Source organism: Pseudomonas palleroniana (assembly GCF_003031675.1).
GTDB classification, from domain to species: Bacteria; Pseudomonadota; Gammaproteobacteria; order Pseudomonadales; family Pseudomonadaceae; genus Aquipseudomonas; species Aquipseudomonas palleroniana.
The window spans coordinates 87,293-108,661 of record NZ_PYWX01000068.1; the positions used below are offsets into that span (position 1 = coordinate 87,293).

General features: G+C 60.6%; 21 protein-coding genes. 12 read left to right on the forward strand and 9 right to left on the reverse strand.

The window, feature by feature from the left end; genetic code table 11:
* The first annotated feature begins 98 nt into the window (after window positions 1-98).
* Window positions 99-1,664, forward strand: a complete 1,566-nt coding sequence (gene ahpF, locus C9383_RS23570; RefSeq protein ID WP_060752974.1) for an alkyl hydroperoxide reductase subunit F — start codon at window positions 99-101, stop codon at window positions 1,662-1,664.
* A gap of 61 nt (window positions 1,665-1,725) precedes the next feature.
* Here the strand turns inward: ahpF and gloA are convergent, their stop codons facing one another.
* Window positions 1,726-2,247 carry a lactoylglutathione lyase gene (gene gloA, locus C9383_RS23575; RefSeq protein WP_060752975.1) on the reverse strand — a complete coding sequence of 174 codons (522 nt, stop codon included), beginning with the start codon at window positions 2,245-2,247 and terminating at the stop codon, window positions 1,726-1,728.
* 209 nt (window positions 2,248-2,456) lie between these two features.
* Between gloA and C9383_RS23580 the strand changes: the two genes are divergently transcribed.
* The gene (locus C9383_RS23580; protein ID WP_060753306.1) at window positions 2,457-2,993 is read left to right on the forward strand and encodes a DUF4946 domain-containing protein; all 537 of its coding nucleotides are present in this window, start codon (window positions 2,457-2,459) and stop codon (window positions 2,991-2,993) included.
* A 111-nt stretch (window positions 2,994-3,104) separates the two neighbouring features.
* Here the strand turns inward: C9383_RS23580 and C9383_RS23585 are convergent, their stop codons facing one another.
* From C9383_RS23585 to C9383_RS23595, 3 genes are all read right to left on the reverse strand, one after another.
* Window positions 3,105-3,470: a histone-like nucleoid-structuring protein, MvaT/MvaU family gene (locus tag C9383_RS23585; RefSeq protein ID WP_060752976.1), complete on the reverse strand. Its 366-nt coding sequence runs from the start codon at window positions 3,468-3,470 to the stop codon at window positions 3,105-3,107.
* Between the two features lie 194 nt (window positions 3,471-3,664).
* A complete protein-coding gene (locus C9383_RS23590) occupies window positions 3,665-5,206 on the reverse strand; it encodes an EAL domain-containing protein (protein WP_090370974.1) in 1,542 nt (513 codons plus the stop codon).
* 96 nt (window positions 5,207-5,302) lie between these two features.
* A complete protein-coding gene (locus C9383_RS23595; RefSeq protein WP_090370975.1) occupies window positions 5,303-6,169 on the reverse strand; it encodes a LysR family transcriptional regulator in 867 nt (288 codons plus the stop codon).
* Between the two features lie 79 nt (window positions 6,170-6,248).
* Here C9383_RS23595 and C9383_RS23600 point away from each other — a divergent pair, with 79 nt between their 5' ends.
* The 3 genes from C9383_RS23600 to C9383_RS23610 all read left to right on the forward strand — a co-directional run bounded on the left by C9383_RS23600 (window position 6,249) and on the right by C9383_RS23610 (window position 9,874).
* A complete protein-coding gene (locus C9383_RS23600) occupies window positions 6,249-7,145 on the forward strand; it encodes a DMT family transporter (protein WP_090370977.1) in 897 nt (298 codons plus the stop codon).
* Window positions 7,146-7,400: 255 nt separating this feature from the next.
* Window positions 7,401-8,477 carry a 4-hydroxyphenylpyruvate dioxygenase gene (gene hppD / locus C9383_RS23605; protein ID WP_060752980.1) on the forward strand — a complete coding sequence of 359 codons (1,077 nt, stop codon included), beginning with the start codon at window positions 7,401-7,403 and terminating at the stop codon, window positions 8,475-8,477.
* Between the two features lie 197 nt (window positions 8,478-8,674).
* Entirely contained in the window at window positions 8,675-9,874 is a 1,200-nt protein-coding gene (locus C9383_RS23610) for a dermonecrotic toxin domain-containing protein (RefSeq protein WP_235863262.1), read from the forward strand.
* A 29-nt stretch (window positions 9,875-9,903) separates the two neighbouring features.
* On the opposite strand, the gene rarD is transcribed toward C9383_RS23610, so the two are convergent.
* The 3 genes from rarD to C9383_RS23625 all read right to left on the reverse strand — a co-directional run bounded on the left by rarD (window position 9,904) and on the right by C9383_RS23625 (window position 12,941).
* Complete coding sequence (gene rarD, locus C9383_RS23615) at window positions 9,904-10,785, reverse strand: EamA family transporter RarD (protein ID WP_060752981.1); 882 nt, start codon at window positions 10,783-10,785, stop codon at window positions 9,904-9,906.
* A gap of 161 nt (window positions 10,786-10,946) precedes the next feature.
* The gene (locus C9383_RS23620) at window positions 10,947-11,957 is read right to left on the reverse strand and encodes an aldo/keto reductase (RefSeq protein ID WP_090370980.1); all 1,011 of its coding nucleotides are present in this window, start codon (window positions 11,955-11,957) and stop codon (window positions 10,947-10,949) included.
* 81 nt (window positions 11,958-12,038) lie between these two features.
* Window positions 12,039-12,941: a LysR family transcriptional regulator gene (locus C9383_RS23625; RefSeq protein WP_090370982.1), complete on the reverse strand. Its 903-nt coding sequence runs from the start codon at window positions 12,939-12,941 to the stop codon at window positions 12,039-12,041.
* Between the two features lie 101 nt (window positions 12,942-13,042).
* On the opposite strand from C9383_RS23625, the gene C9383_RS23630 reads away from it, so the two are divergent.
* Entirely contained in the window at window positions 13,043-13,747 is a 705-nt protein-coding gene (locus C9383_RS23630; RefSeq protein WP_090370984.1) for an SDR family oxidoreductase, read from the forward strand.
* A 102-nt stretch (window positions 13,748-13,849) separates the two neighbouring features.
* On the forward strand, window positions 13,850-14,023 hold the full coding sequence (locus C9383_RS28240; protein ID WP_158510680.1) for a hypothetical protein: 174 nt from the start codon (window positions 13,850-13,852) through the stop codon (window positions 14,021-14,023).
* Window positions 14,024-14,067: 44 nt separating this feature from the next.
* Here C9383_RS28240 and C9383_RS23635 read toward each other — a convergent pair whose 3' ends face one another.
* The gene (locus tag C9383_RS23635) at window positions 14,068-15,378 is read right to left on the reverse strand and encodes an MFS transporter (protein WP_060752985.1); all 1,311 of its coding nucleotides are present in this window, start codon (window positions 15,376-15,378) and stop codon (window positions 14,068-14,070) included.
* A 158-nt stretch (window positions 15,379-15,536) separates the two neighbouring features.
* Here C9383_RS23635 and C9383_RS23640 point away from each other — a divergent pair, with 158 nt between their 5' ends.
* From C9383_RS23640 to C9383_RS23655, 4 genes are all read left to right on the forward strand, one after another.
* The gene (locus tag C9383_RS23640) at window positions 15,537-16,643 is read left to right on the forward strand and encodes a sugar diacid recognition domain-containing protein (protein WP_090370986.1); all 1,107 of its coding nucleotides are present in this window, start codon (window positions 15,537-15,539) and stop codon (window positions 16,641-16,643) included.
* 91 nt (window positions 16,644-16,734) lie between these two features.
* Window positions 16,735-17,874 carry a glycerate kinase gene (locus C9383_RS23645; protein ID WP_090370989.1) on the forward strand — a complete coding sequence of 380 codons (1,140 nt, stop codon included), beginning with the start codon at window positions 16,735-16,737 and terminating at the stop codon, window positions 17,872-17,874.
* Between the two features lie 53 nt (window positions 17,875-17,927).
* The gene (locus C9383_RS23650; RefSeq protein ID WP_090370991.1) at window positions 17,928-18,998 is read left to right on the forward strand and encodes a DUF1176 domain-containing protein; all 1,071 of its coding nucleotides are present in this window, start codon (window positions 17,928-17,930) and stop codon (window positions 18,996-18,998) included.
* 61 nt (window positions 18,999-19,059) lie between these two features.
* On the forward strand, window positions 19,060-19,581 hold the full coding sequence (locus C9383_RS23655) for a GNAT family N-acetyltransferase (RefSeq protein ID WP_060752989.1): 522 nt from the start codon (window positions 19,060-19,062) through the stop codon (window positions 19,579-19,581).
* A gap of 191 nt (window positions 19,582-19,772) precedes the next feature.
* Here the strand turns inward: C9383_RS23655 and C9383_RS23660 are convergent, their stop codons facing one another.
* Window positions 19,773-20,465, reverse strand: a complete 693-nt coding sequence (locus tag C9383_RS23660; protein WP_090370994.1) for an aspartate/glutamate racemase family protein — start codon at window positions 20,463-20,465, stop codon at window positions 19,773-19,775.
* Window positions 20,466-20,682: 217 nt separating this feature from the next.
* Between C9383_RS23660 and C9383_RS23665 the strand changes: the two genes are divergently transcribed.
* Complete coding sequence (locus tag C9383_RS23665; RefSeq protein ID WP_090370996.1) at window positions 20,683-21,351, forward strand: DUF3313 domain-containing protein; 669 nt, start codon at window positions 20,683-20,685, stop codon at window positions 21,349-21,351.
* Window positions 21,352-21,369: the final 18 nt, after the last annotated feature.

The following is a 21,369-nucleotide window of genomic DNA, read 5'->3' on the forward strand; positions in this document are numbered from 1 at the left end:
TACTCAGTAAGCTGCAACCGCCCCTCAAAACGCCCGGGCGAGATTCGCTCGGGCGTTTTTTTGTCTGCAATAAACCGAATTAATAGGAAATCGCCCGTATGTTGGACGCCAATCTTAAAGCTCAGTTGAAGTCATACCTGGAACGGGTCACCCAGCCGATCGAGATCGTCGCCTCCCTCGACGACGGCGCGAAATCCCAGGAAATGCTTGCTCTTTTGCAGGATGTAACCAGCCTCACTACGCTGATTACCCTGAAAACCGATGGCAATGATGCGCGCAAGCCGTCGTTCTCCATCAACCGCCCGGGTGCCGACATCAGCCTGCGTTTCGCCGGTATTCCGATGGGCCATGAATTCACTTCGTTGGTGCTGGCCCTGCTGCAAGTCGGTGGCCACCCGTCGAAGGCCAGTGTCGAAGTGATTGAACAGATCCGCGCCCTCAAAGGCGAGTTCAGCTTCGAGACTTACTTCTCGCTGTCCTGCCAGAACTGCCCGGACGTGGTCCAGGCGCTGAACCTGATGGCCGTGCTCAACCCGAACATCCGTCACGTCGCTATTGACGGTGCGCTGTTCCAGGCTGAGGTCGATGAACGCCAGATCATGGCGGTGCCCAGTGTCTACCTCAATGGGGTGAATTTTGGCCAAGGGCGCATGGGCCTGGAAGAGATCCTGGCCAAGCTCGACACCAGCGGCGCCGAAAAAGCTGCCGAGAAAATCAGCGCCAAAGACGCGTTTGATGTGCTGGTCGTCGGCGGCGGCCCAGCCGGTTCGTCCGCCGCCATCTACGCGGCCCGTAAAGGCATCCGTACGGGTGTGGCCGCTGAACGTTTCGGCGGGCAGGTACTGGATACCATGTCCATCGAGAACTTCATCTCGGTGCAGGAAACCGAAGGGCCGAAACTGGCAAGTGCCCTGGAAGCCCACGTGCGTCAGTACGACGTGGACATCATGAACCTGCAGCGCGCCAGCAGCTTGATCCCGGCGAAAACTGCCGGTGACTTGCACGAAATCCGTTTTGAAAGCGGTGCGGTCCTCAAGTCCAAGACCGTGATTCTGGCCACCGGTGCCCGCTGGCGTGAAATGGGCGTACCAGGCGAGCAGGAATACAAGGCCAAAGGCGTGTGCTTCTGCCCGCACTGCGATGGCCCGTTGTTCAAAGGCAAGCGCGTGGCGGTGATCGGCGGCGGTAACTCCGGCGTTGAAGCGGCCATCGACCTGGCCGGCATCGTCAGCCATGTCACCTTGCTTGAGTTCGACAGCAAGCTGCGCGCCGACGCCGTATTGCAACGCAAGCTTTACAGCCTGCCGAACGTTGACGTGATCACCAGCGCGCTGACCAGCGAAGTCAAAGGTGATGGCCAGAAAGTGACCGGCCTTGCGTACAAGGATCGCGACAGCGGTGAGTTCAAGACCATCGACCTGGAAGGTATCTTTGTGCAGATCGGCTTGCTGCCGAACACCGACTGGCTCAAAGGCACCGTGGAACTGACACCGCGTGGCGAGATCATCGTCGATGCCCGTGGCGAAACCTCACTGCCGGGCGTGTTCGCCGCCGGCGACGTGACCACTGTGCCGTACAAGCAGATCGTGATTGCGGTCGGCGAGGGCGCCAAGGCTTCACTGAGCGCGTTCGATCACCTGATCCGTACCTCCGCTCCGGCCTGAACCCTGGCGCATTAACGAAAAACCCCATGATTGCTCATGGGGTTTTTTATGCGTGAAAGCTTTACAGCGGCGCGGGTTGGATGATCTCGACCCAGTAGGCATCCGGGTCCTTGATGAAGGCCAGGCTCTTCATGCGGCCGTCGCTCAGGCGCTTCTGGAAATCACAGCCCAAGGCTTCGAAGCGTTCGCAGGCGGCGACGATATCCGGCACCGAGATGCAGATATGGCCAAAGCCACGTGGGTCGGTGTTGCCATTGTGGTACGCAAAATCGGCGTCGTTTTCGGTGCCGTGGTTATGGGTCAGTTCCAGGATGCCGGGAATCGACTTCATCCACTGCGTGCGCTCAGCGGCGTCTGTCGGGATCTGGGCCTTGTCCACCAGGGCCAGGAAGTACAGGCTGAATTCGGCTTCCGGGAAGTCGCGTTTTTCAACCAGGGAGAAGCCCAGGACTCGGGTGTAGAAATCCAGCGACTTGGTAATGTCTTTGACCCGCAGCATCGTGTGGTTGAACACGAAGTTGGACGTGGCGGTGTCAGGTTGGGCGGTGACGCCTGGGAAAGTGTTCAGATCGTGCAGGCTCATGGGCCCTCCAGAAAAAAATGGGGCAAACTCGACTCCCGTTTGAGGTCAGCGGGGCCGAGCGGTTCCTTGGCTTGCGGCAAGCATCCCTGCAGCTGCGTCATGATACGCAAGCCATGCCCGGTGCGCCAAATGAAAAAGCCCGCGCGGGCCTTGCGACCTGCGGGCCTCAGGCTCAAACTTCAACGCTTGAATTCTGGATGTTTCTTGCAATGATCGCATTTCGTAAACCGCTGTTAGGTGCTGTGGGTTTTCTGTTGGGCAGCCCGTGGGTGCTGGCGGCTGATCCACAGGTTCATTGGCCCAGCGGCTGGCAGATCGAGGAGGTCGCACCCGATAGCGACGCGCCCGCCACTCCCCAGGCCGTGACCCGGCAGCGGGCGATCAAGAATGATGAAAATGGCTCGACCTTGATGGTGATGGAACTGACCGCTACGCCGATAGAGGCGGGCCATAAAGTTAATCTTCAAGGCGTGCTGCTGGAGATGCGTAAATCCATCCAGAAAGATTTTGCCCAGGGCGGCTATCAAAGCGTGTGCAGCAAAATGCACCCTACAACACTGAGTCGCCTGGACGCACTGGAGACTACTTGCGTGATTACCGAGAATGGACGGCACGTACTGTCGCAAACTTTAGTCGGCGCTGTTGATACCGACAAGGCGTATGTTTTTTCATTTGCCGGCCAGGCTCAGGTGTACGAGGCAAGCAAGGATGAGGTCAATTCGGTACGCGGTAGCCTGAAACTTTAAGCGCGCTGCACGCGCGACTTTGAACACAATGAAATCGTTGTTAAGTTCGCTTTCGAACGGTTAAGCAAAAAAAGCCCCGCATAAGCGGGGCTCTTTGTTAGTGCGCTTTGATCAGCCGCGCAGCCAGGAATCTACAGTGGCGGCGCCGTACTGTTCTTTCCAGGCTTTAAGGCCGCGGTGGTTGCCGCCTTTGGTTTCGATCAGCTCGCCGGTGTGCGGGTTGTGGTAGACCTTGACCACGCGTGCGCGGCGCTGTTTTGGTGCGGCAGCAGTAGTTGCAGTGCCTTTGTGAAAGTTCGGATCAAGGATGGCAATGATATCGCGCAGGCCTTTGCCGTAAGTCTTCATCAGCCCCTGGAGCTTTTCTTCGAATTCGATTTCTTTCTTCAGGCCAGCATCGTTCTTCAGGGATTCCAGCTGGGCGAGCTGCTCTTGAAGGGCTTTTTCTGCTGCGCGAAATTCGGCGAGTCTGGACAAAATCTGTACTCCAATAGTGTATTTGGCTGATATCGACTGAAGATAACGCTATAAGCCAAGAGTGTTGGCGACTCAAGAAACAAGCCTTCCTGCGAGTTCAACACAGGCAGGAAAAATTGTAGTAGTTAATGCATCACGAGTAAATCATGTCTTTTGCCTAAATAACATTCTTTCATTCTGGACTAGATGGCTAATCAATGGCTGCGCATCGATTTAATGAACTCTTCACCCGGTAGTGGTCTGCCGAACAGATAGCCTTGCAGAAAATCCACACCTTGTGCCGCCAGGTACTCACATTGCTCGGTCGTCTCCACCCCTTCGGCCACAATGCCCAGATCGAGCTTGCCGGACAGTTCGATGATGCTGTCCAGAATGTGCCGCGAAAGTGCATCCTGGCCAATCATCGCGACGAAACTCTGGTCTATCTTCAAGTAGTCGACATTGAAGTTGCGCAAATAACCCAGGCTGGAATGGCCAGTGCCGAAGTCGTCAATGGCAATCATCACCCCCAGTTCATGCAACGCCTCGAACAAGCGGCGCGTGATATCGGTGGGCTGGATCAACTCACGCTCGGTCAGTTCCAGCACGAGTATGACCTGGCCTGGCGGGAACGCGGCGAGGAACGTGCGGCAGTCCTCCACCAATGCCAGGTCCTCACAATGACGGGCCGTGATATTCACCCCAATGTGAAAGCCTGGCGCGAAGCGAGCGGCATGCGGCGCCAGTTGCGCGGCGACTTGGCGCATCAGCGCACGGGTCATCGGCACAATCAGGCCGGAATGCTCGGCCAACGGAATAAACAGGTCGGGCCGCACCAGCCCCTCTTTAGGATGCTGCCAACGCATCAGCACTTCGCAGCCGGCCCACTCCCGGGTATCGCCACGCACGACGGGCTGGTAATAGGCAATGAACTCGTGGGCGCCCAGCGCGCGTTGCAGCTCATGGGTGGGAGCCGATGAGCGCTTTTGCAACCAGTGCGCAAGGACGCCGGCCAGCATGCCGAAAAACACCACCAGGCTGAACACCGCCGGGTAACGTTCCTGCATGTAGCGCAGGATTTCGCCGTCAGGCATGCCGGCTTCCACGCTGTAGAGATAACGCTGGGAAACGAGATGTTGATGGGCCACGGCAAAGGTCGGAGGTGGCGTGGTGTGAACGCTGCCATCGGCCGCCAGCCAGTGGGGGCCGACCTGCAGAATCAGCCCCGCGTAACGACTGATCAGGCGCAAGGCATTGGTCAGGTGATAGCCGTCAATGGAGGCAAAGGCACCTTTGTCGCCGTCTGTAAGGCGGTACACCAGCAGGGCGGTGTTGGGTGTGACCGGGTTGCCATTCATCAACCAAAGCCGTCCTGCAACGTAATCCTCGGGGTTGACCGGTGACTCGTAATGGCTCCCAAACAACGAGCTGCAATAAATATTGCGCTGGAAAGACAAGGTGGTCGCCCGTACAAACGGCCGACGGGTGACTTGTTCACGCAGTGCCAATTGCACCGCGTTATCACAGGGTTGGCCGGCCAAGGGCAGCAAGGCCTGCGCGGCCAGGTCGGTGTTATCGAGCATCAGGTCGAATTGGCGCACGGCCTCCTGGGCGGTCTGTTCGGTGCTTTTCTGCAGGGTGCGTTCGGCCTGCCAATGCAGAATCGGCACCCCCAGCAAAATGGGGAGCAATGCGCTGAGGCCGCTGATCAGGTAGCGAGTGGTTGGGCTTCGTGGACCTTTGGCGGTCAGGGGCATAGAGGATGGCCGGTAACAGAGTGAAAAGGCATGCATTGCCGAGGATAGATGGCAACTGAAAGGGATGCTTGCAGGGCCTGAATAAAATCTGCAGCGCTATAACGCCTTGCGCGCCCATTCGATAAACGCCAGCGTCGCCGGGGATGACTCGCGCCGGTCCAGTACCGCCAGGCCGATTTCGCGCGGTACGCGGGGCCGGAGAGGGCGCGTCACGTAACGGCTGTCGGATACCGAGGGCAAAGACGCCTCGGCGACAACGGTCACACCGTCTCCACGACCCACGGTATCCAGCGTGCTGATCAACTGCGAGCAGTGAAAGCGCACATTCGGGCTCAGCCTTGCGCTGCTGAACAGGTGTGAAACCAGTTCGGACGAGCCGGCTTCGGTGAGGATAAAGGGCTCGTTGCACAGTTGTTCCAGGCTGACGGCCTGGGCCTGGGCCAGGGGATGTCCGGCAGGCAACAATGCCACCATCTGATCCTGCATCAGTGGGACGGTATCAAAGCGCTCCAGGGGCAGCACCACGAACCCGACATCGATACGCCGATCGTCCAGCCACTGGATCACTTGCCGATCCGGGCCTTCGTGGATATGCACCTCGACCCCCGGATGAGCGGCGCGATAACCCTGCAGGATCTTCGGCAGCAATTGCATCGATGAGGTAGGCCCGAATGAGCCGATCCGCAGGGTGCCGGTGCGCATGCCCCGGGCATCGGCGGCCTCCTGGCGCAGGGTGTTGGCCAGCCCCAGCATCGCACGCGCCCGCCCCAGCAGTTGCCGGCCGATGTCGCTGAGCTCCACTTGGGCCTGATGACGATGCAACAGCTCGACGCCCAGTTCCTGCTCCAGGGACCGAATCGCATGGGACACGGCCGACTGGCTGATCCCGAGACGATGGGCTGCGCTGGTGAAGCCCTGGAGCTCGGCGACCAGAGAGAATATCTCAAGCTGGGTAAGGGTCATGAACGTTTACTCATTTTACGATGACAGATCATTAGCCGAAGAATACGCGCATCCCAGCCCTTGAGGAGCTTGAACGCGTATGAATGATCATCTGACCTACCTGAAACTGGTCGCAGTGACTGTCATTTGGGGCGGCACTTTTGTTGCAGGACGCTACCTGGCGCCTGACGTCGACCCTTTGCTGGCCGCAAGTGTGCGCTTTGTGCTGGCGAGCCTGGCGTTGCTGGCGTTTTTGGCCGTGGCGCGGGTTCCCCTGGCACGCCCCAGCCGCAGGCAATTGCTACAGCTGGCGGTGTTGGGCTTTTTCGGCATCTATTTCTATAACCTCTGCTTTTTCTATGGCTTGCATTACACCAATGCTTCGCGGGCCTCATTGATCGTCGCCTTGAATCCGGCCGTGATTGGCCTGGCGGCCTGGCTGTTGTTCAAGGAGCGCGGGAGTGCTGCGGGCATTCTGCTGTGCCTGGGTGGTGCGGGGCTGGTGATCGTCAGTCGCAACCCGAACTTGCTGCAGGGCGCGGCCCATGCCTGGCTGGGGGATGGGTTGATCTTTGGCTGCGTGGTGGGGTGGGGCGTCTATTCGTTGTTCTCGCGCAGCCTCAACCAGAGCCTGGGGCCCTTGCAGACCGTCACTTGGTCAATCCTGCTGGGCACCTTGATGCTGACGGTGACGAGTGCGCTGATGGGGGCTTTCACGCTGCAGCGGCTGGCTGCGATCCAGCCTGTTCAATGGTTCAGCCTGGTTTACCTCGGTGTGTTGGGCTCGGCCTTGGCCTACATCGGCTATTACGACGGTATTCGTCGGATTGGCGCGACGCGGTCCGGCGCCTTTATCGCGCTTAACCCGCTGACCGCCGTGATCAGCAGTGCGCTGCTGCTCGACGAGCGACTGACGCCTGTGATGTATGTCGGCGCCGTGTTGATTCTGCTGGGCATCTACCGGTGCAATAAACCTCTTGCAACCGCCAAGGCATAGGGATTTGATAAGGAATAGGACAAATCAGGTTACGCTGTGTAGAATCGATTTACGCATACAAGAATATGGACTTGCGCTCACGCAGGCCTCGGCTGTCAGAGACTGATGTAACCATGAAGCTACTCGGCTCCCCCCTCATTTTCGGTGACTTCCTCGCCCGCAGCGTGCGAGGACTCTCCTGCGCGCCACCGTTGCACCTCATCCTTGCCGGCAATTGAAATCCGCTTAACCACAAGAATGATGAGGCGCCAAATCATGGCAGATCTATACGAAAACCCGATGGGCCTGATGGGCTTTGAATTTATCGAATTCGCGTCGCCGACCCCTGGCACCCTGGAGCCGATCTTCGAGATCATGGGCTTCAGCAAAGTCGCGACCCACCGCTCCAAGAACGTCCATCTGTACCGTCAGGGCGAAATCAACCTGATCCTCAACAACGAACCAGAAAGCCTTGCATCGTATTTCGCGGCCGAACACGGCCCGTCGGTCTGCGGCATGGCGTTTCGCGTCAAGGACTCGCAAAAAGCCTACAACCGCGCACTGGAGCTGGGCGCCCAGCCGATCCACATCGAAACCGGCCCGATGGAGCTGAACTTGCCTGCCATCAAGGGCATCGGCGGTGCACCGCTGTACCTGATCGACCGTTTCGGCGAAGGCAGCTCGATCTATGACATCGACTTCGTGTACCTCGAAGGCGTGGACCGCAACCCCCAGGGCGCGGGCTTGAAAGTCATCGACCACCTGACCCACAACGTCTATCGCGGACGCATGGTCTACTGGGCCAACTTCTACGAGAAACTGTTCAATTTCCGTGAAGCGCGCTACTTCGATATCAAGGGCGAATACACCGGCCTGACGTCCAAGGCCATGAGTGCTCCGGACGGCATGATCCGCATCCCGCTGAACGAGGAGTCGTCCAAGGGCGCGGGCCAGATCGAAGAGTTCCTGATGCAGTTCAACGGCGAAGGCATCCAGCACGTAGCGTTCCTGACCGACGACCTGGTCAAGACCTGGGACGCGCTGAAGAAGATCGGCATGCGCTTCATGACCGCGCCACCGGACACCTACTACGAAATGCTCGAAGGCCGCCTGCCGAACCACGGCGAGCCGGTGGATCAGTTGCAAGCACGCGGCATCCTGCTCGATGGTTCGTCGATCGAGGGCGACAAACGCCTGCTGCTGCAGATTTTCTCGGAAACCCTGATGGGCCCGGTGTTCTTCGAATTCATCCAGCGCAAAGGCGATGACGGCTTTGGTGAGGGCAACTTCAAGGCACTGTTCGAATCGATCGAGCGTGACCAGGTGCGCCGGGGCGTGTTGACGGCGGACTGATCGACTCGTTCGCAATACTTGAAAGCCCGGCCGGGAGTCTTCCCTGCCGGGCTTTTTTGTATGCGCTGTATAGGTTGACCATGGCCGGCAGGACAACGGAACCGGTTGGGCAAGACCCTCCACAAAGAGGACAGTGACGCAGGTAGCCGGTCGCGTCCGATGTAGGGAAATCTTCATCTGATTAAAGAGGTTTTCTGATGAATATTGCATCTTTGCCTGGGCACCCACCGGCGCCCACCGTCACATCCAAATCGCCTGATCCAGCTCCCGCAGCGCAGACTTTGCAGCGCAGTGACCAGGCCCGCCGTCGGTTCATTGATGAAGCCGATGAGGCATTTCGCGATGATGTCCTGAGTGTCGAAGGCAAGAAGCTGGTGGATGCGGTCGTGTACCCAGGCACGCGTGGGGCACCCGGGGTGCAGGTGTCTACGTTCGCGGTCGATGGGGTTCAAGCCAATGACATTCTGATGATCAAGCGCGTGCCTGTCACGGCTGAGGGCCCCAATTTCCTGCTGTACGTACCGGAGGAGGGCCAGTATGCATTCTATGAGTTCAAAGACCGCGAGGAACTGACCGACTGGGTTAAAACGATGGCCCTCGACCCAAAGGAGTTGGATAGTTTTGTGCGGCACTTTTCCAACGATAGGGCGCCCCAGCAGGTCGAACGGGTCAGGCAGAGGCTGGTTGACTTTGCCGATAACGATATCAATGCAGTGGTGGGCAGTTTCGCTCGGGTCAAAGGCGATGTCTTCACGTATCTGAGCGGAACAGGCAGCGTGCCACCGGCTCCCGTCAAGGGTTTGACCGGTACTCGGCTTTACAATCTTGCGCCCGATGGCAGCGCGACTTACATAGGGAAGCGCACCGACGGCAAGGAGGTTATCTATAAGTACGACGCCTATGGAAACCTGCATGGCGCAGCCCGTGACGGTTTCTACTTCGTGAAAAACGCTTTGAACGATGATCAGCCGCTGCAACTGCTTTCATTCGATCAATACCGCCAGACGGTGACGAGCGTTGCGCTCGACAACGTTGGCGCCAACGACTTGAACGGACTCTACGAAGAACTCCTCAAGCAACTCAGAAACCCAGGCCATGGCCTGGGCAAGGCGCTGACGGCATTGGGGGTTCCCGAGGATGTGGCACATTCCCTTGAGGCCCAATTGACCAATCCCGGGAGCGGCACATTGGTTGAGTTGAACAGAGATAACCGGATCGGCAAGTTGTTCGGCGTGGACCAGAAAACGATGGACGCGCAACTGGAAAACCTCGGTGATCAAGCCCAAGGCGAGATCCGGTATTACGGTACTACCCGAACAGTACTGACAGGGTTGGCTGATGGTCTTGAGCAGATAGCGCCGGTGCGCCCTGCAAGCACCACGGTGAGAACCGGCTGAGCCGGCAGCCAGACAGCCTGCGCCTGCGTTCAGGCTCTACGCTGACGCACCAGGTGCTTGAACCCTTCGTACACCAGGACCATCACCGCCAACCAGATCGGAATATAGGTCAACCATTGCCCGTCCTTGATCCCTTCGCCCAGCAGTAACGCTACACCCAGCAGCAATACCGGCTCCACATAACTGAGCAGCCCGAACAGGCTGAATGCCAACAAACGGCTGGCGATGATGTAGCTCACCAGTGCCGAGGCACTGATCAAGCCCAGGATGGGAATCAACGCATACAGTTTCGGCTGGGCGTCGAGCACCGCGAAACCCTGGTCGCCACTTTGCACGAACCACCAGGCCACCGGCAGCATCAGCGCCATATCCAGCCACAGGCCGCCCAGGTGGTCGGTGGTCAGGTACTTGCGCACCACGAAATACACCGGGTAGCCGATGACCACCACCAGCGTCGCCCAGGAAAACCCGCCAGCCCGATACAACTCGTTCAGCACGCCGATGGCGGCGAACACCACGGCAATCTGTTGCAGGCGCGACAGATGTTCGCCATACACCAGGCGCCCGGTCAGCACCATGCTCAGCGGCAGCAGGAAATACCCCACCGACACGTCCAGGCTGCGCCCATTCAGCGGCGCCCACATGAACAGCCACAACTGCGCGCCCAGCAGTGCCGACGACAGCAGCACACCGACGATCAAGCGTGGTTTGGCCGCCAACATCCGCAGCACGTCCCACACGCGGCGCCATTCGCCGCTGACGATCATGAACACCGTCATGCAGGGCGCGGTCAGCAACATGCGCCAGCCGAAAATCTCCAGGCCACTCAAGGGCGTCAGCAGGGATGTGAAGTAATACATCACGGCAAACAGCACCGAGGCCAAGACCGATAACGCAACACCTTTAGACACGCCGTCCTCGCGAAAACTGATGGATACAAAGAGCAGGCGATTATGGTGCTTTTAGCGGCAGGCTGTGCGCTGTTTTGGAGCGTTTGATGGAATTTTTTTGCGCACTGCCTGCGGCACGGGCGGGTGGCGGCAAACCCGCGCGCGCCGACAGGGGGTGATCATCAGGAGCGGGCGATGCGCCCTGAGACAAAATGGCCCACATCATTGAAGCCCGGTGTGGACGAATGCCCAGGCGTCACCAGCGCGTCGATAAACGCCTCATCCTGCGCCGTGATCTTCACATCCAGCGCTCCCGTGTAGGCATCCCACTGCGCCTCGGTACGCGGTCCGACAATGGCCGAACTCACCGCCGAATGGTTCAGCACCCAGGCAATCGCAAACTCGACCATCCCCACGCCCCGGCCTTGGGTGTATTGCTGAATCTGCTGGGCAATGCGCAGCGACTCGACGCGCCATTCGGTTTCCAGAATGCGCTTGTCCTGGCGCGCCGCGCGGCTGCCGGCTTCGGGGGGTGCATCAGGGGCGTACTTGCCGCTGAGCACACCGCGGGCCAGCGGGCTGTAAGGCACCACGCCCAAGCCATAGGCGGCGGCCGCCGTGAGTTGCTCGACCTCGGCCTGACGGTTGACGATGTTATACAGCGGCTGGCTGATGATCGGCTTGTCCACGCCCAGATGCTCGGCGACCCGGATCACCTCGGCAATGCGCCAGCCACGATAATTGGACAGGCCCCAGTAGCGGATCTTGCCCTGGCGGATCAGATCGCCGATGGCTGACACCGTAGCCTCCAAGGGGGTGTCGTGGTCTTCACGGTGCAGGTAATAGATATCCAGGTAATCGGTGTCCAGGCGTGCCAGGCTGGCCTCCAGCGCATTGAAAATACGCTTGCGGCTCAACCCGCTGCGGTTGGGCAAACCTTCTGCCGGGCCGATGCCGACTTTCGACGCCACCACCCAATCCTGGCGGTTACGCGCAATGGCCTCACCCACGATCTCTTCGGAGCGCCCGCCGGTATACACGTCAGCCGTGTCGATAAAGTTGATGCCTTGGTCCCAGGCTTTGTCGATGATGCGCAGCGAGTCTTCAGTGCTGGTCTGTTCACCAAACATCATGGTGCCGAGTGTCAGTGCGCTGACCTTCAAGCCGGACTGGCCCAGTGTGCGGTAAATCATGGAAAGCTCCTCGTGGCGTTGAAACGTAGCGCCTGCAATACCAGACCGGACCGCTCTGGAACAAGCCCTGCCCAGGTTTCTTCATGCACTCAGCAACGCCTGGCAGCGTAGCTGAAGAAAACGATGCAGCACTTTCACGCGTTCCGACACTTGCAGGCGATGGGGGCACATCAGGTTGAATGGCGTCGGCTCGCCTTGCCAATCGGTCAGCAGCGGCACCAGCCGCCCCGCTTGGATATCGCGGGCGATGTCCAGGGTGGCTTTATAGGCGATGCCATGGCCGGCCAGGGCCCAGCGCCGAACGATTTCACCATCGTCACTCAGATAGTCGCCCGTGACCTCGACTTCCTGCAGGTGCGTGCCCTGGCGAAAATACCAGGTGTTATTGGCCTGCCCACGGCGCATATAACGCAATGCACTGTGTTGCGCCAAATCCGCCGGCTGGCTCGGTGTGCCATGACGCGCGAGGTAGTCGGGGCTGGCGCAGGCAATGCGCCGATGGCCCGGTACCACCGGCAGCGCCACCAGGCTTGAGTCTCGGGGGACGCCAAAGCGCAGGGCAATGTCGACGGTGTCGCGGAACAGGTCGGCGTTGCTGTCATTGAGCAGCAGTTGCAAGCGGATGTTCGGGTGTTCGACCTTGAACTCATCCAGCCAGCCCAGCAGCACGTTGCGCCCAAAATCCGAAGGTGCCGCCAGTTGCAACAAGCCGCTCAGGCTCTGGCCCTGTTGCTTGATGGCCTGTTCGCCTTCCGCCAGGGCTTCCAGTGCCACCCGTACGCTGTCCAGATAACGCCGGCCTTCCTCGGTCAAGCGCATGCTGCGGGTGGAACGCGCGAGCAGGCGCACACCAAGCCGGGTCTCCAGGCGCTTGAGGGCGATGCTCGCGGCGGCCGGCGTCAGGCCCAGCCCACGTGCTGCGGCCGACAAGCTGCCGCTATCGGCGGTGCGCACAAAGACTTCAAGGTCCAGGGTCGAGCTCATCTGTAAAATTCCTTTAAAGATCTTGTCGTTTTACCGGGATTTTTCGCGGATTGCCAAGCGAGGAAGATGAACGCTCACTTTCTGACCTTGGATGTTTCTCTATGAACGCTTCCCTCAACGGTAAAACCGTCATCGTGATCGGTGGCAGCAGCGGGATCGGTGCGGCAGTCGCCAAGGCCGCCGCTGCGCGTGGCGCACAGGTGGTACTGGCCGGGCGTCGGCTGACATCCGGCGTGCACAACGATCTGCGCAGCGAACCGGTCGACGTCACCGACGCCGCGTCCTTGCAGCGTCTGTTCGCGACGGTGGGGCGCTTTGATCACCTGGTGTATACGTCCGGCCCGTCGGTGCGTGCCAAGACGCTGGTCGAGACCGATTTGCTCGAGGCCCAGGACAATTTCAACGTGAAACTCTGGGGCGCGTTGCGCGCCATCCAGCAGGCGCTGCCGTATTTGCATGAGCACGGCAGCATCAGCCTGACCTCGGGGCAACTGGGGCGCAAGTTGGCGCCCGGCCAGTTCATCAAGACCGGCATCAATGCGGCGACCGAGGCGCTGGGCAAGCAACTGGCCAAAGAGTTGGCGCCACGTCGGGTCAATGTGGTCAGCCCGGGGGTGATTGACACACCGGCGTATGCCGGGTTGGCCGAGGAACAGCGCCTGGCGATGTTCGCCAAGGCCGGCGAAGGCCTGCCAGTGGGGCGTGTGGGGCAGGCTGAAGAAGTGGCGGCGGGGTATGTGCTGGCCATGGAAAATGGCTTTATGACCGGCGCCGTGATCGACATTGACGGTGGCGGCCTGTTGTAGGCACGGGCAAGGCCGATGGGAACGCAATCGTCGGTGAGACCACACAGGCTGTAACTGCCGATGCCTGGCAGTGTTCATCCAATGATCCCAAGGAGAAACTCCATGTCCTCAGTAAACCAGCCGACGGCGTTCCCAGGCGCCAACCATCTGATCGAGTCGATTATCGCCACGCTGCAAAACAAGCCGCCGGTTGAAAACCGTCCGCTCAGCGAGGATCAGCAGCGAGTCTTGAACGGGCTGCCGGTTCAGCCGCAACCCGCTCAAGTGACCTACTGATCAGTGGCTCCCACGCATCCATAGGCGTGGGAGCCATGGACGGCTCAGGTCCTGAGGCTACGCGTCATGCGCAGCGCCAACAGGCTACCGGCGACAATCACGGCCGCCAGCAGGTACAGCGCCATGTCGGTGGAGCCGGTGGCATCTTTCACAAAGCCGACGATATACGGGCTCAGAAAGCCCGCCATCTGGCCCATGGAGTTGATCAGCGCCAAGCCGCCTGCCGCCGCACCGGCGCTGAGCATTGCCGTGGGCACCGGCCAGAACATCGGCAGGCCGGTCAGGGCGCCCATGGTGGCGATCGTCAGGCCCAGAATCGCCAGGGCCGGCGTGGTGGCGAAATTCACCGCAATCACCAGGCCGATTGCGCCCATCAACATCGGTACGACCAAATGCCAGCGCCGCTCTTTACGCAAATCGGCCGAGCGCCCCACCAGCAGCATGAACACCGCCGCCAGCAAATACGGGATGGCACTGAGCCAGCCGATCACCAGGTTGTCGCTGAAACCCAGGTTCTTGATGATCGACGGCAGCCAGAAGTTGATCGCGTAGACGCCACTTTGGATGCAGAAGTAGATCAGGCCGAACGCCCAGATCGCCGGATTCCTGAAGACTTCGGCCAATGAGTCGCTGGTGGTTTTCGGTTTGTTCGCCAAATCGGTCGCCTGGTCGGCTTCCAATACCTCACGTTCGTGGGGTTTGAGCCACTTGGCGTTGGCGAAGTTATCGCTGAGCAGGAAGTAGGCGAGGGCGCCGAGGATCACGGTGGGGATGCCCTGCAACAGGAACATCCATTGCCAGCCCGCCAGGCCACCTTGACCGGCGGCGAAGTGGTTGAGGATCCAGCCGGAGAACGGGCTGCCGAGCAGGCCGGAAACCGGGATCGCCGACATGAACAACGCCATGATGCGCCCCCGGCGAAAGGTCGGGAACCACTGCGAAAGGTACAGCACCACACCCGGGAAGAAACCGGCCTCGGCGGCACCGGTCAACAGGCGCAGGGTGTAGAAGTGCGTCGGTGTGGTGACGAACAGCAGGCAGGTAGACAGCGTGCCCCACACGATCATCATCAGCGCAATCCAGCGCCGTGGGCCGAACCGGGTCAGCGCCAGGTTGCTCGGTACGCCGCACAGCACGTAGCCGATAAAGAAGATACCGGCACCGAGGCCGTACACGGTTTCGCTGAATTTCAACGCATCGAGCATCTGCAGTTTGGCAAAGCCAACGTTTACCCGGTCGAGGTAATTGAACAGATAGCAGATAAAGATGAAGGGGATCAGGCGCAGGGTAATGCGCTGATAGATGGCGTTTTTATCGTCATCGGTGGCCAGTGTGGCAGCGGCGCTCTGTGACATGGGGTTCTCTCTTTATTATGATTTTTCGCGATGCGAGGGTAACGTTGATCGCCCAAACAGTCTCGGTGACGTGATGGGGTACTGTCTTTGTGCTCGCGCACAGTCGAGCGCCCTTTGCGCTGTGCCGCTGAACAACCGCTTTCCAGGAAAATAGCCCCATGTTCGAGTTGGATCATGACCTGGCGCAGGATATTGTCGATCGCACCATGGCAATCCTGCCTTACAACGTCAACGTCATGGACAGCCAGGGCCTGATCCTGGGCAGTGGCGAGCCGGAGCGCATCAATACCCGCCACGAAGGGGCGCAGCTGGTGCTGGCCAATGGTCGCGTGGTGGAAATCGACGGCCAGACCGCCAAGCACCTCAAGGGGGTGCAGCCGGGCATCAACCTGCCATTGCTGCATGACCAGCGCCTGATCGGTGTGCTGGGGATTACCGGCGAACCCGAAGGGCTGCGCACCTACGCCGAGCTGGTGCGCATGACCGCTGAAATGCTGGTGAGCCATCGCCACCAGCAAGCCGAACAGCAATGGCGCCGGCAGCGCTGTGATGATCTGCTCGCGTTGTTGCTGGCCGACAGTGGCGACTCACCACGGCTGGTGGACGAAGCCCAACAGTTGGGGCTCAAGCCGCAGATGCCCCGTACGCCGTACCTGTTCGAGCTGGGGCCGGGGCAATCGGCCGAGGCCTTGAGTGCCTGGCTGGGCAGTCGCTACCCGGACAGTTGGTGTGTCAGCTCGGCGCAGTTCTCGCTGTTGTGGTGTCGGCCGGCAACCGTGCCGGTGGACAACCCACGCCTGCTGGAAAAACTCGTTGGCCAGGGCTGGAACATCCTGCGTGTAGCCGTGGGCGGGCAGGCCGATGGCTTGGCCGGGTTGCGTCGTTGTTACCGACGTGTCAGCGATCTGCTGGCCTACGGCCGGGATGTACTGCCTCAGTCACGCCTGCTGACCCTCAACCGTTACCGCCTGCCGGTGATGCTCTGGCGTCATCGCAACGATGATGCCCTGGACGAATTGCTCAACCCGCTGCGCAAAGTCCTGGCCAAGGACAGCAACGGCCAACTGCTCGCCACCTTGCGCAGTTGGTGCGAACACGATGGCCAAAGCCAGGCGTGCGCCGATGCCCTGGGCATCCATCGCAACAGTTTGCGTTATCGCATGGAGCGTATCGCCGAACTCAGCGGTGTCGACCCCCTGACACTGGACGGCATGCTCGCCCTCTACCTGGGCGTACAGCTGTTACCCCAGGCTTTGTCGGAATGAACAACAAAGCTCATCCACACTTGTGCATCGGACCGGCGTCATCGCCGCAGACAACTGGCAGCATGGGCGTTATAAAAACCGGAGAAAGCCCATGAAAATCATCATCGCCCCCGACTCGTTCAAGGACAGCCTGAGTGCTGAAGGCGTTGCCCAGGCCATTGCCGAAGGGCTGACCGAGGTCTGGCCGGACGCGCAATGCATCCAGTGCCCGATGGCGGATGGCGGTGAAGGGACGGTGGATGCGGTACTCGCCGCCTGCGACGGCGAACTGCGTCGCCAATGGGTGCGTGGCCCGCTGGGCGGCACAGTCGAGGCACGTTGGGGCTGGTTGGCAGCCAGCCACACCGCGATGATCGAAATGGCCGAAGCGAGCGGCCTGCAACGGGTACCGCCAGGGCAGCGTGACGCATGCTCCAGCACCACCTACGGCACCGGCGAGCTGATCCGTGCCGCCTTGGACCTGGGGGCCCGGCGTATCATCCTGGCGATTGGCGGTAGCGCCACCAATGACGCGGGCGCCGGCGCCATGCAGGCCCTCGGCGTGCAACTGCTCGATGACCAACAGCAACCACTGCCCGCCGGCGGCCTGGCGTTGGCGCGCCTGGCGCACCTCAACCTTGAGCGGTTGGACCCGCGCCTGGCGCAGGTGCAATTTGAAATCGCGGCGGATGTGAACAACCCCCTGTGTGGCCCCCAGGGCGCCTCGGCTATTTTCGGCCCGCAAAAGGGCGCCAATCCCGCACAGGTCCAACAACTGGATGCAGCCCTCGGCCACTTCGCCGACCACTGCGCCAGGGTGCTGCCCAAGGATGTGCGCGACGAGCCCGGCAGCGGCGCCGCCGGTGGCCTGGGCTTTGCTGCCAAGGCGTTTCTCGGCGCACAGTTTCGGGCCGGCGTTGAAGTGGTGGCCGAACTGGTGGGCCTGGACGCTGCCGTACGCGGCGCCGACCTGGTGATCACCGGCGAAGGCCGCTTCGACGCCCAGACTCTGCGCGGTAAAACCCCCTTTGGCGTGGCCCGTATCGCCCAGCGGCACCAGGTGCCGGTGATCGTGATCGCCGGCACCCTGGGCGATGGCTATGAACAGATGTACGCCCATGGCGTGGCGGCTGCGTTCGCCTTGCCGAACGGGCCGATGAACCTGGAGCAGGCCTGCGCCGAGGCGCCGCGTTTGTTGCGCGAGCGAGCGGCGGATGTTGCGCGGGTGTGGCGAACCGCTTCCGGCCGCTGACGCCATGCACTGAACATGGGACAATCCGCGCCTTTCAGACACGGAGAGTCCCCATGCTACGCCCCGCATTACTGGCCTTGTCGCTGGCCGGCGCCACCTTTCCAGCCTTCGCTCAACCGCCCGCCGAAACCGTGCCCTTGCTGCGGGAAATCAAGCAATGGGTGACCGGCTGCGACAACCTGCGCAATTGCCATGCCCTCAGTGCGCCCAGCGGCGTCGACGAAGAGGACTATAGCTCCCTGACCTTGCACATCTGGCATCAGGCCGGCCCGCAGGGGTATCCACGTTTGCGTTTTGATCATCGTGGTGAGGCGGTGGACCTTTCTACATTGCTATTGGATGGTCAGCCTCTGGGCCTGGAGTTGACGCAGGCATTGCACGTGGAGCTGGACGATGAGGGCGAAGACCCCCAGGTTCAGTCCTACGGCGTGATCGATGAAGCACCGGCTCGCCTCTGGTTGCAGCGGTTGCGCAACGGTCAGCGTTTGCAGGTGCCGGGAGATGAAAGCGCGCATGTATCGCTCAGCGGGCTGAGCGCTTCGCTGCTGTTGATGGATGCAGTGCAAGGTCGCCTGGATACCGTCACCGCACTGGCGCGGCCGGGCAAAGGCGCTGCGAGTGAAGTACCGGCGCGTTTGCCGCTACCGCTATTGCGCAAGTTCCCGGCTGCGCCACCGCTGACTGCACAGGAGCAGACCGGCTTGGCGGCCGCCGCCGTGAAAGCCATCACGCAGACCGATACCGAGATGGCGCCGCAGGCTGAAGTCGGCGCGCTGAGTGCGGCTCAAGCCATGAGCGTGGTGCGCTATGACTGCGCCGCCTACAACTGCGAGTACGATGTCACCAGCCGCCAGCGCCAGGCGCCTTACGGCGAAACCCCACTGACCCTGCAACCCTTGCCGTTGGACGGCGCGGCGCTGCAAGGCTCGGTCGGGTATGACGAAGCCACTGGCACGTTGAGCTATTTCTATAAACAGCGTGGGATTGGGGATTGCGGTGCTGGAGGCGTCTGGGTGTATGACGGCAAGGGCTTCCAGCTCAGCGAATTCAAGATGATGTCGCGCTGTACCGGCGTGGGTTATGGCGATTGGCCGTCGCTCTGGTCGAGCGCTCCAGCGCGCTAGCCAGCCGGCGGGTTGGGCCTCTACACTGGCTGGCCACGTGTCTTTCAAAGGATGAAACACAATGCACGCACCTGAACCCCACATCGTGATCCAGCGCTTTACCGAAGCCCATCTGGAGGGCGTCACTGCGCTGTATAACGACCCGGCTGTGTGCCGTCAGGTGCTGCAAATGCCTTTCCAATCCGTGGAGGCCTGGCGCAAGCGTCTGGTGATGGACAACGAACGGCGGCTGCAACTGGTGGCGGTGCATGGCGGTGAGGTCATCGGCAACCTCGGCATGGAGCAGAACGCCCGCGTTCGCCAAAGCCACATCGCCGGCTTGGGCATGGGAGTCGCTACCGCGTGGCAGGGCAAAGGTGTGGGTTCGAAGCTATTGAGCGCTGCGTTGGAAGTGGCTGACAACTGGATGAACCTGCGCCGCGTCGAATTGACGGTGTATGCCGACAACGAAGCCGCGCACGCGCTCTATCGCAAGTTCGGCTTCGAGGTCGAGGGCTGCCTGCGCGATTACGGTGTGCGCGATGGGGTGTTTGTCGACGCGCTGAGCATGGCGCGCCTGCGCAAAGGAGCGGACAACGGGTAACCTGTGGCGAGGGAGCTTGCTCCCGCTGGACTGCGTAGCAGGCCTAGTCGTTTCAAACCAAAAGCTGGGGCCGCTTTGCGACCCAGCGGGAGCAAGCTCCCTCGCCACAGGGACAATGTTCATCCTTAATTGAGCTCGCCCCCTCCCGCAGTTGACTTCAGATGGCTTGGATTACTGTCGATGGCCTTGGCTTAGTCCTGTAAAGCAAACGCCACCGCCGCCCGCGCATGCAGCTCGGTGCTGTCCAGCAGCGGCAGGTTGCTGTGTTCGGGCTGGATCAGCAGGCAGATCTCGGTGCACCCCAGGATGATGGCCTGGGCACCTCGCGCGGCGAGGCTGTCGATCACCCGTTGGTAGACCTGGCGGGAAGCTTCGCTGATCACCTCCACGCACAACTCTTCGTAGATGATCCGGTGCACGGCCTGGCGTTCGTCTGCATCAGGCACCAGCACGCTCAAACCCTGGGCGGCCAGGCGTGATTTGAGAAAATCCTGCTCCATGGTGAACGCCGTACCCAGCAGGCCCACGGTCAGGGTGCCCGCCGCAAGGGCTGCGGCCGCGGTGGCATCGGCGATATGCAGGAACGGAATCGACACCGCGGCCTCGATGCGCGGCGCCACCAAATGCATGGTATTGGTACACAGCACTACGCAATCGGCGCCGCCGGCCTGCAGGCGGCGCGCCGCGTGTTGCAGAATCACTGCGGTGTCATCCCAACGCCCGGCATGCTGGGCTTGTTCCACCGGGCCGAAGTCCACGCTGTACATCAACAACTGCGCCGAGCGCAGTGGGCCGAGCTGGTCGCGCACGCTCTGGTTGATGATGCGGTAATACTCGGCGCTGGATTCCCAGCTCATGCCGCCGATAAGGCCAATGGTGCGCATGCGATGCTCCTGAAGAGGAATGTCGCGTTACCTTACCCACCGCTCGTGGATTAGTCATACGCAGTTGCCTGCGAAATGACCGGTGCAGTTCACCTCTCAAGCGCAATAGCGCGTTTCTGCCACTGCGGCAAAACTTGCCGGCAGAAACCCTTGTTTGCGCAAAGTTGGCTATACCTACAGCTCAATATTCCGGTGATGACCGACAGGGAGTTCAATGATGAAATCAAGGCTAATGATCAGCACGCTGTGCATCGCCTCGCTCGCAATGGCAGGCTGCGCGAGCAAGGTCACCCAACCCGACGAGTACTCGGGGTTTCTATCGGACTACAGTCAGCTCAAGGAAGCCAAGTCGCCTTCGGGCGCTGAAGTGATGCGCTGGGTCGACCCCAATCTGAACCTGCGCAACTACACGGCGGTATTTGTCGAGCCGACCCAGTTTTATCCCAAGCCCCAGGCAACCACTAAAATCCCGCAAGGCACCCTGGACGGCATCAATGCCTACTACAACCAGGCGCTCAAGCGTGAGCTGGTCAAGTCGTTGCCGCTGGCGAGTGCGCCGGGGCCGGGGGTGATTGTGGTGCGTGCCGCCATCACCGCCGTAAGCAGCAAGACCGAAAGCCTCAAGCCTTATGAGTACATCCCTGTGGCCCTGGTGGCGGCGGCCGTGAGTACCGGCGCCGGCATCCGCGATCAGGAAACCACCCTGGGCACCGAAGCGCAGTTCCTCGACGGTGGCAATGGCAAAGTGCTCGCCCAAGTGGTACGCAAAGGCACCGGCAAGCCCCTGTCCAATGATTCCCAGGTCATGAAGGCCGATGATGTGAAAAGTGTGATCGATGCCTGGGCTTCGGATCTGCATCAATCCTATGCCAAGTTCAAACACTGATTATTGCGTGCAAGCAGG

Coding starts and splice junctions, on each gene's coding strand:
- ahpF (WP_060752974.1), top strand. CDS start 99: ATGTTGGACGCCAATCTTAAAGCTCAGTTGAAGTCATACCTGGAACGG.
- gloA (WP_060752975.1), bottom strand. CDS start 2,247: ATGAGCCTGCACGATCTGAACACTTTCCCAGGCGTCACCGCCCAACCT.
- C9383_RS23580 (WP_060753306.1), top strand. CDS start 2,457: ATGATCGCATTTCGTAAACCGCTGTTAGGTGCTGTGGGTTTTCTGTTG.
- C9383_RS23590 (WP_090370974.1), bottom strand. CDS start 5,206: ATGCCCCTGACCGCCAAAGGTCCACGAAGCCCAACCACTCGCTACCTG.
- C9383_RS23595 (WP_090370975.1), bottom strand. CDS start 6,169: ATGACCCTTACCCAGCTTGAGATATTCTCTCTGGTCGCCGAGCTCCAG.
- C9383_RS23600 (WP_090370977.1), top strand. CDS start 6,249: ATGAATGATCATCTGACCTACCTGAAACTGGTCGCAGTGACTGTCATT.
- hppD (WP_060752980.1), top strand. CDS start 7,401: ATGGCAGATCTATACGAAAACCCGATGGGCCTGATGGGCTTTGAATTT.
- C9383_RS23610 (WP_235863262.1), top strand. CDS start 8,675: ATGAATATTGCATCTTTGCCTGGGCACCCACCGGCGCCCACCGTCACA.
- C9383_RS23620 (WP_090370980.1), bottom strand. CDS start 11,957: ATGATTTACCGCACACTGGGCCAGTCCGGCTTGAAGGTCAGCGCACTG.
- C9383_RS23625 (WP_090370982.1), bottom strand. CDS start 12,941: ATGAGCTCGACCCTGGACCTTGAAGTCTTTGTGCGCACCGCCGATAGC.
- C9383_RS23630 (WP_090370984.1), top strand. CDS start 13,043: ATGAACGCTTCCCTCAACGGTAAAACCGTCATCGTGATCGGTGGCAGC.
- C9383_RS28240 (WP_158510680.1), top strand. CDS start 13,850: ATGTCCTCAGTAAACCAGCCGACGGCGTTCCCAGGCGCCAACCATCTG.
- C9383_RS23635 (WP_060752985.1), bottom strand. CDS start 15,378: ATGTCACAGAGCGCCGCTGCCACACTGGCCACCGATGACGATAAAAAC.
- C9383_RS23640 (WP_090370986.1), top strand. CDS start 15,537: ATGTTCGAGTTGGATCATGACCTGGCGCAGGATATTGTCGATCGCACC.
- C9383_RS23645 (WP_090370989.1), top strand. CDS start 16,735: ATGAAAATCATCATCGCCCCCGACTCGTTCAAGGACAGCCTGAGTGCT.
- C9383_RS23650 (WP_090370991.1), top strand. CDS start 17,928: ATGCTACGCCCCGCATTACTGGCCTTGTCGCTGGCCGGCGCCACCTTT.
- C9383_RS23655 (WP_060752989.1), top strand. CDS start 19,060: ATGCACGCACCTGAACCCCACATCGTGATCCAGCGCTTTACCGAAGCC.
- C9383_RS23660 (WP_090370994.1), bottom strand. CDS start 20,465: ATGCGCACCATTGGCCTTATCGGCGGCATGAGCTGGGAATCCAGCGCC.
- C9383_RS23665 (WP_090370996.1), top strand. CDS start 20,683: ATGAAATCAAGGCTAATGATCAGCACGCTGTGCATCGCCTCGCTCGCA.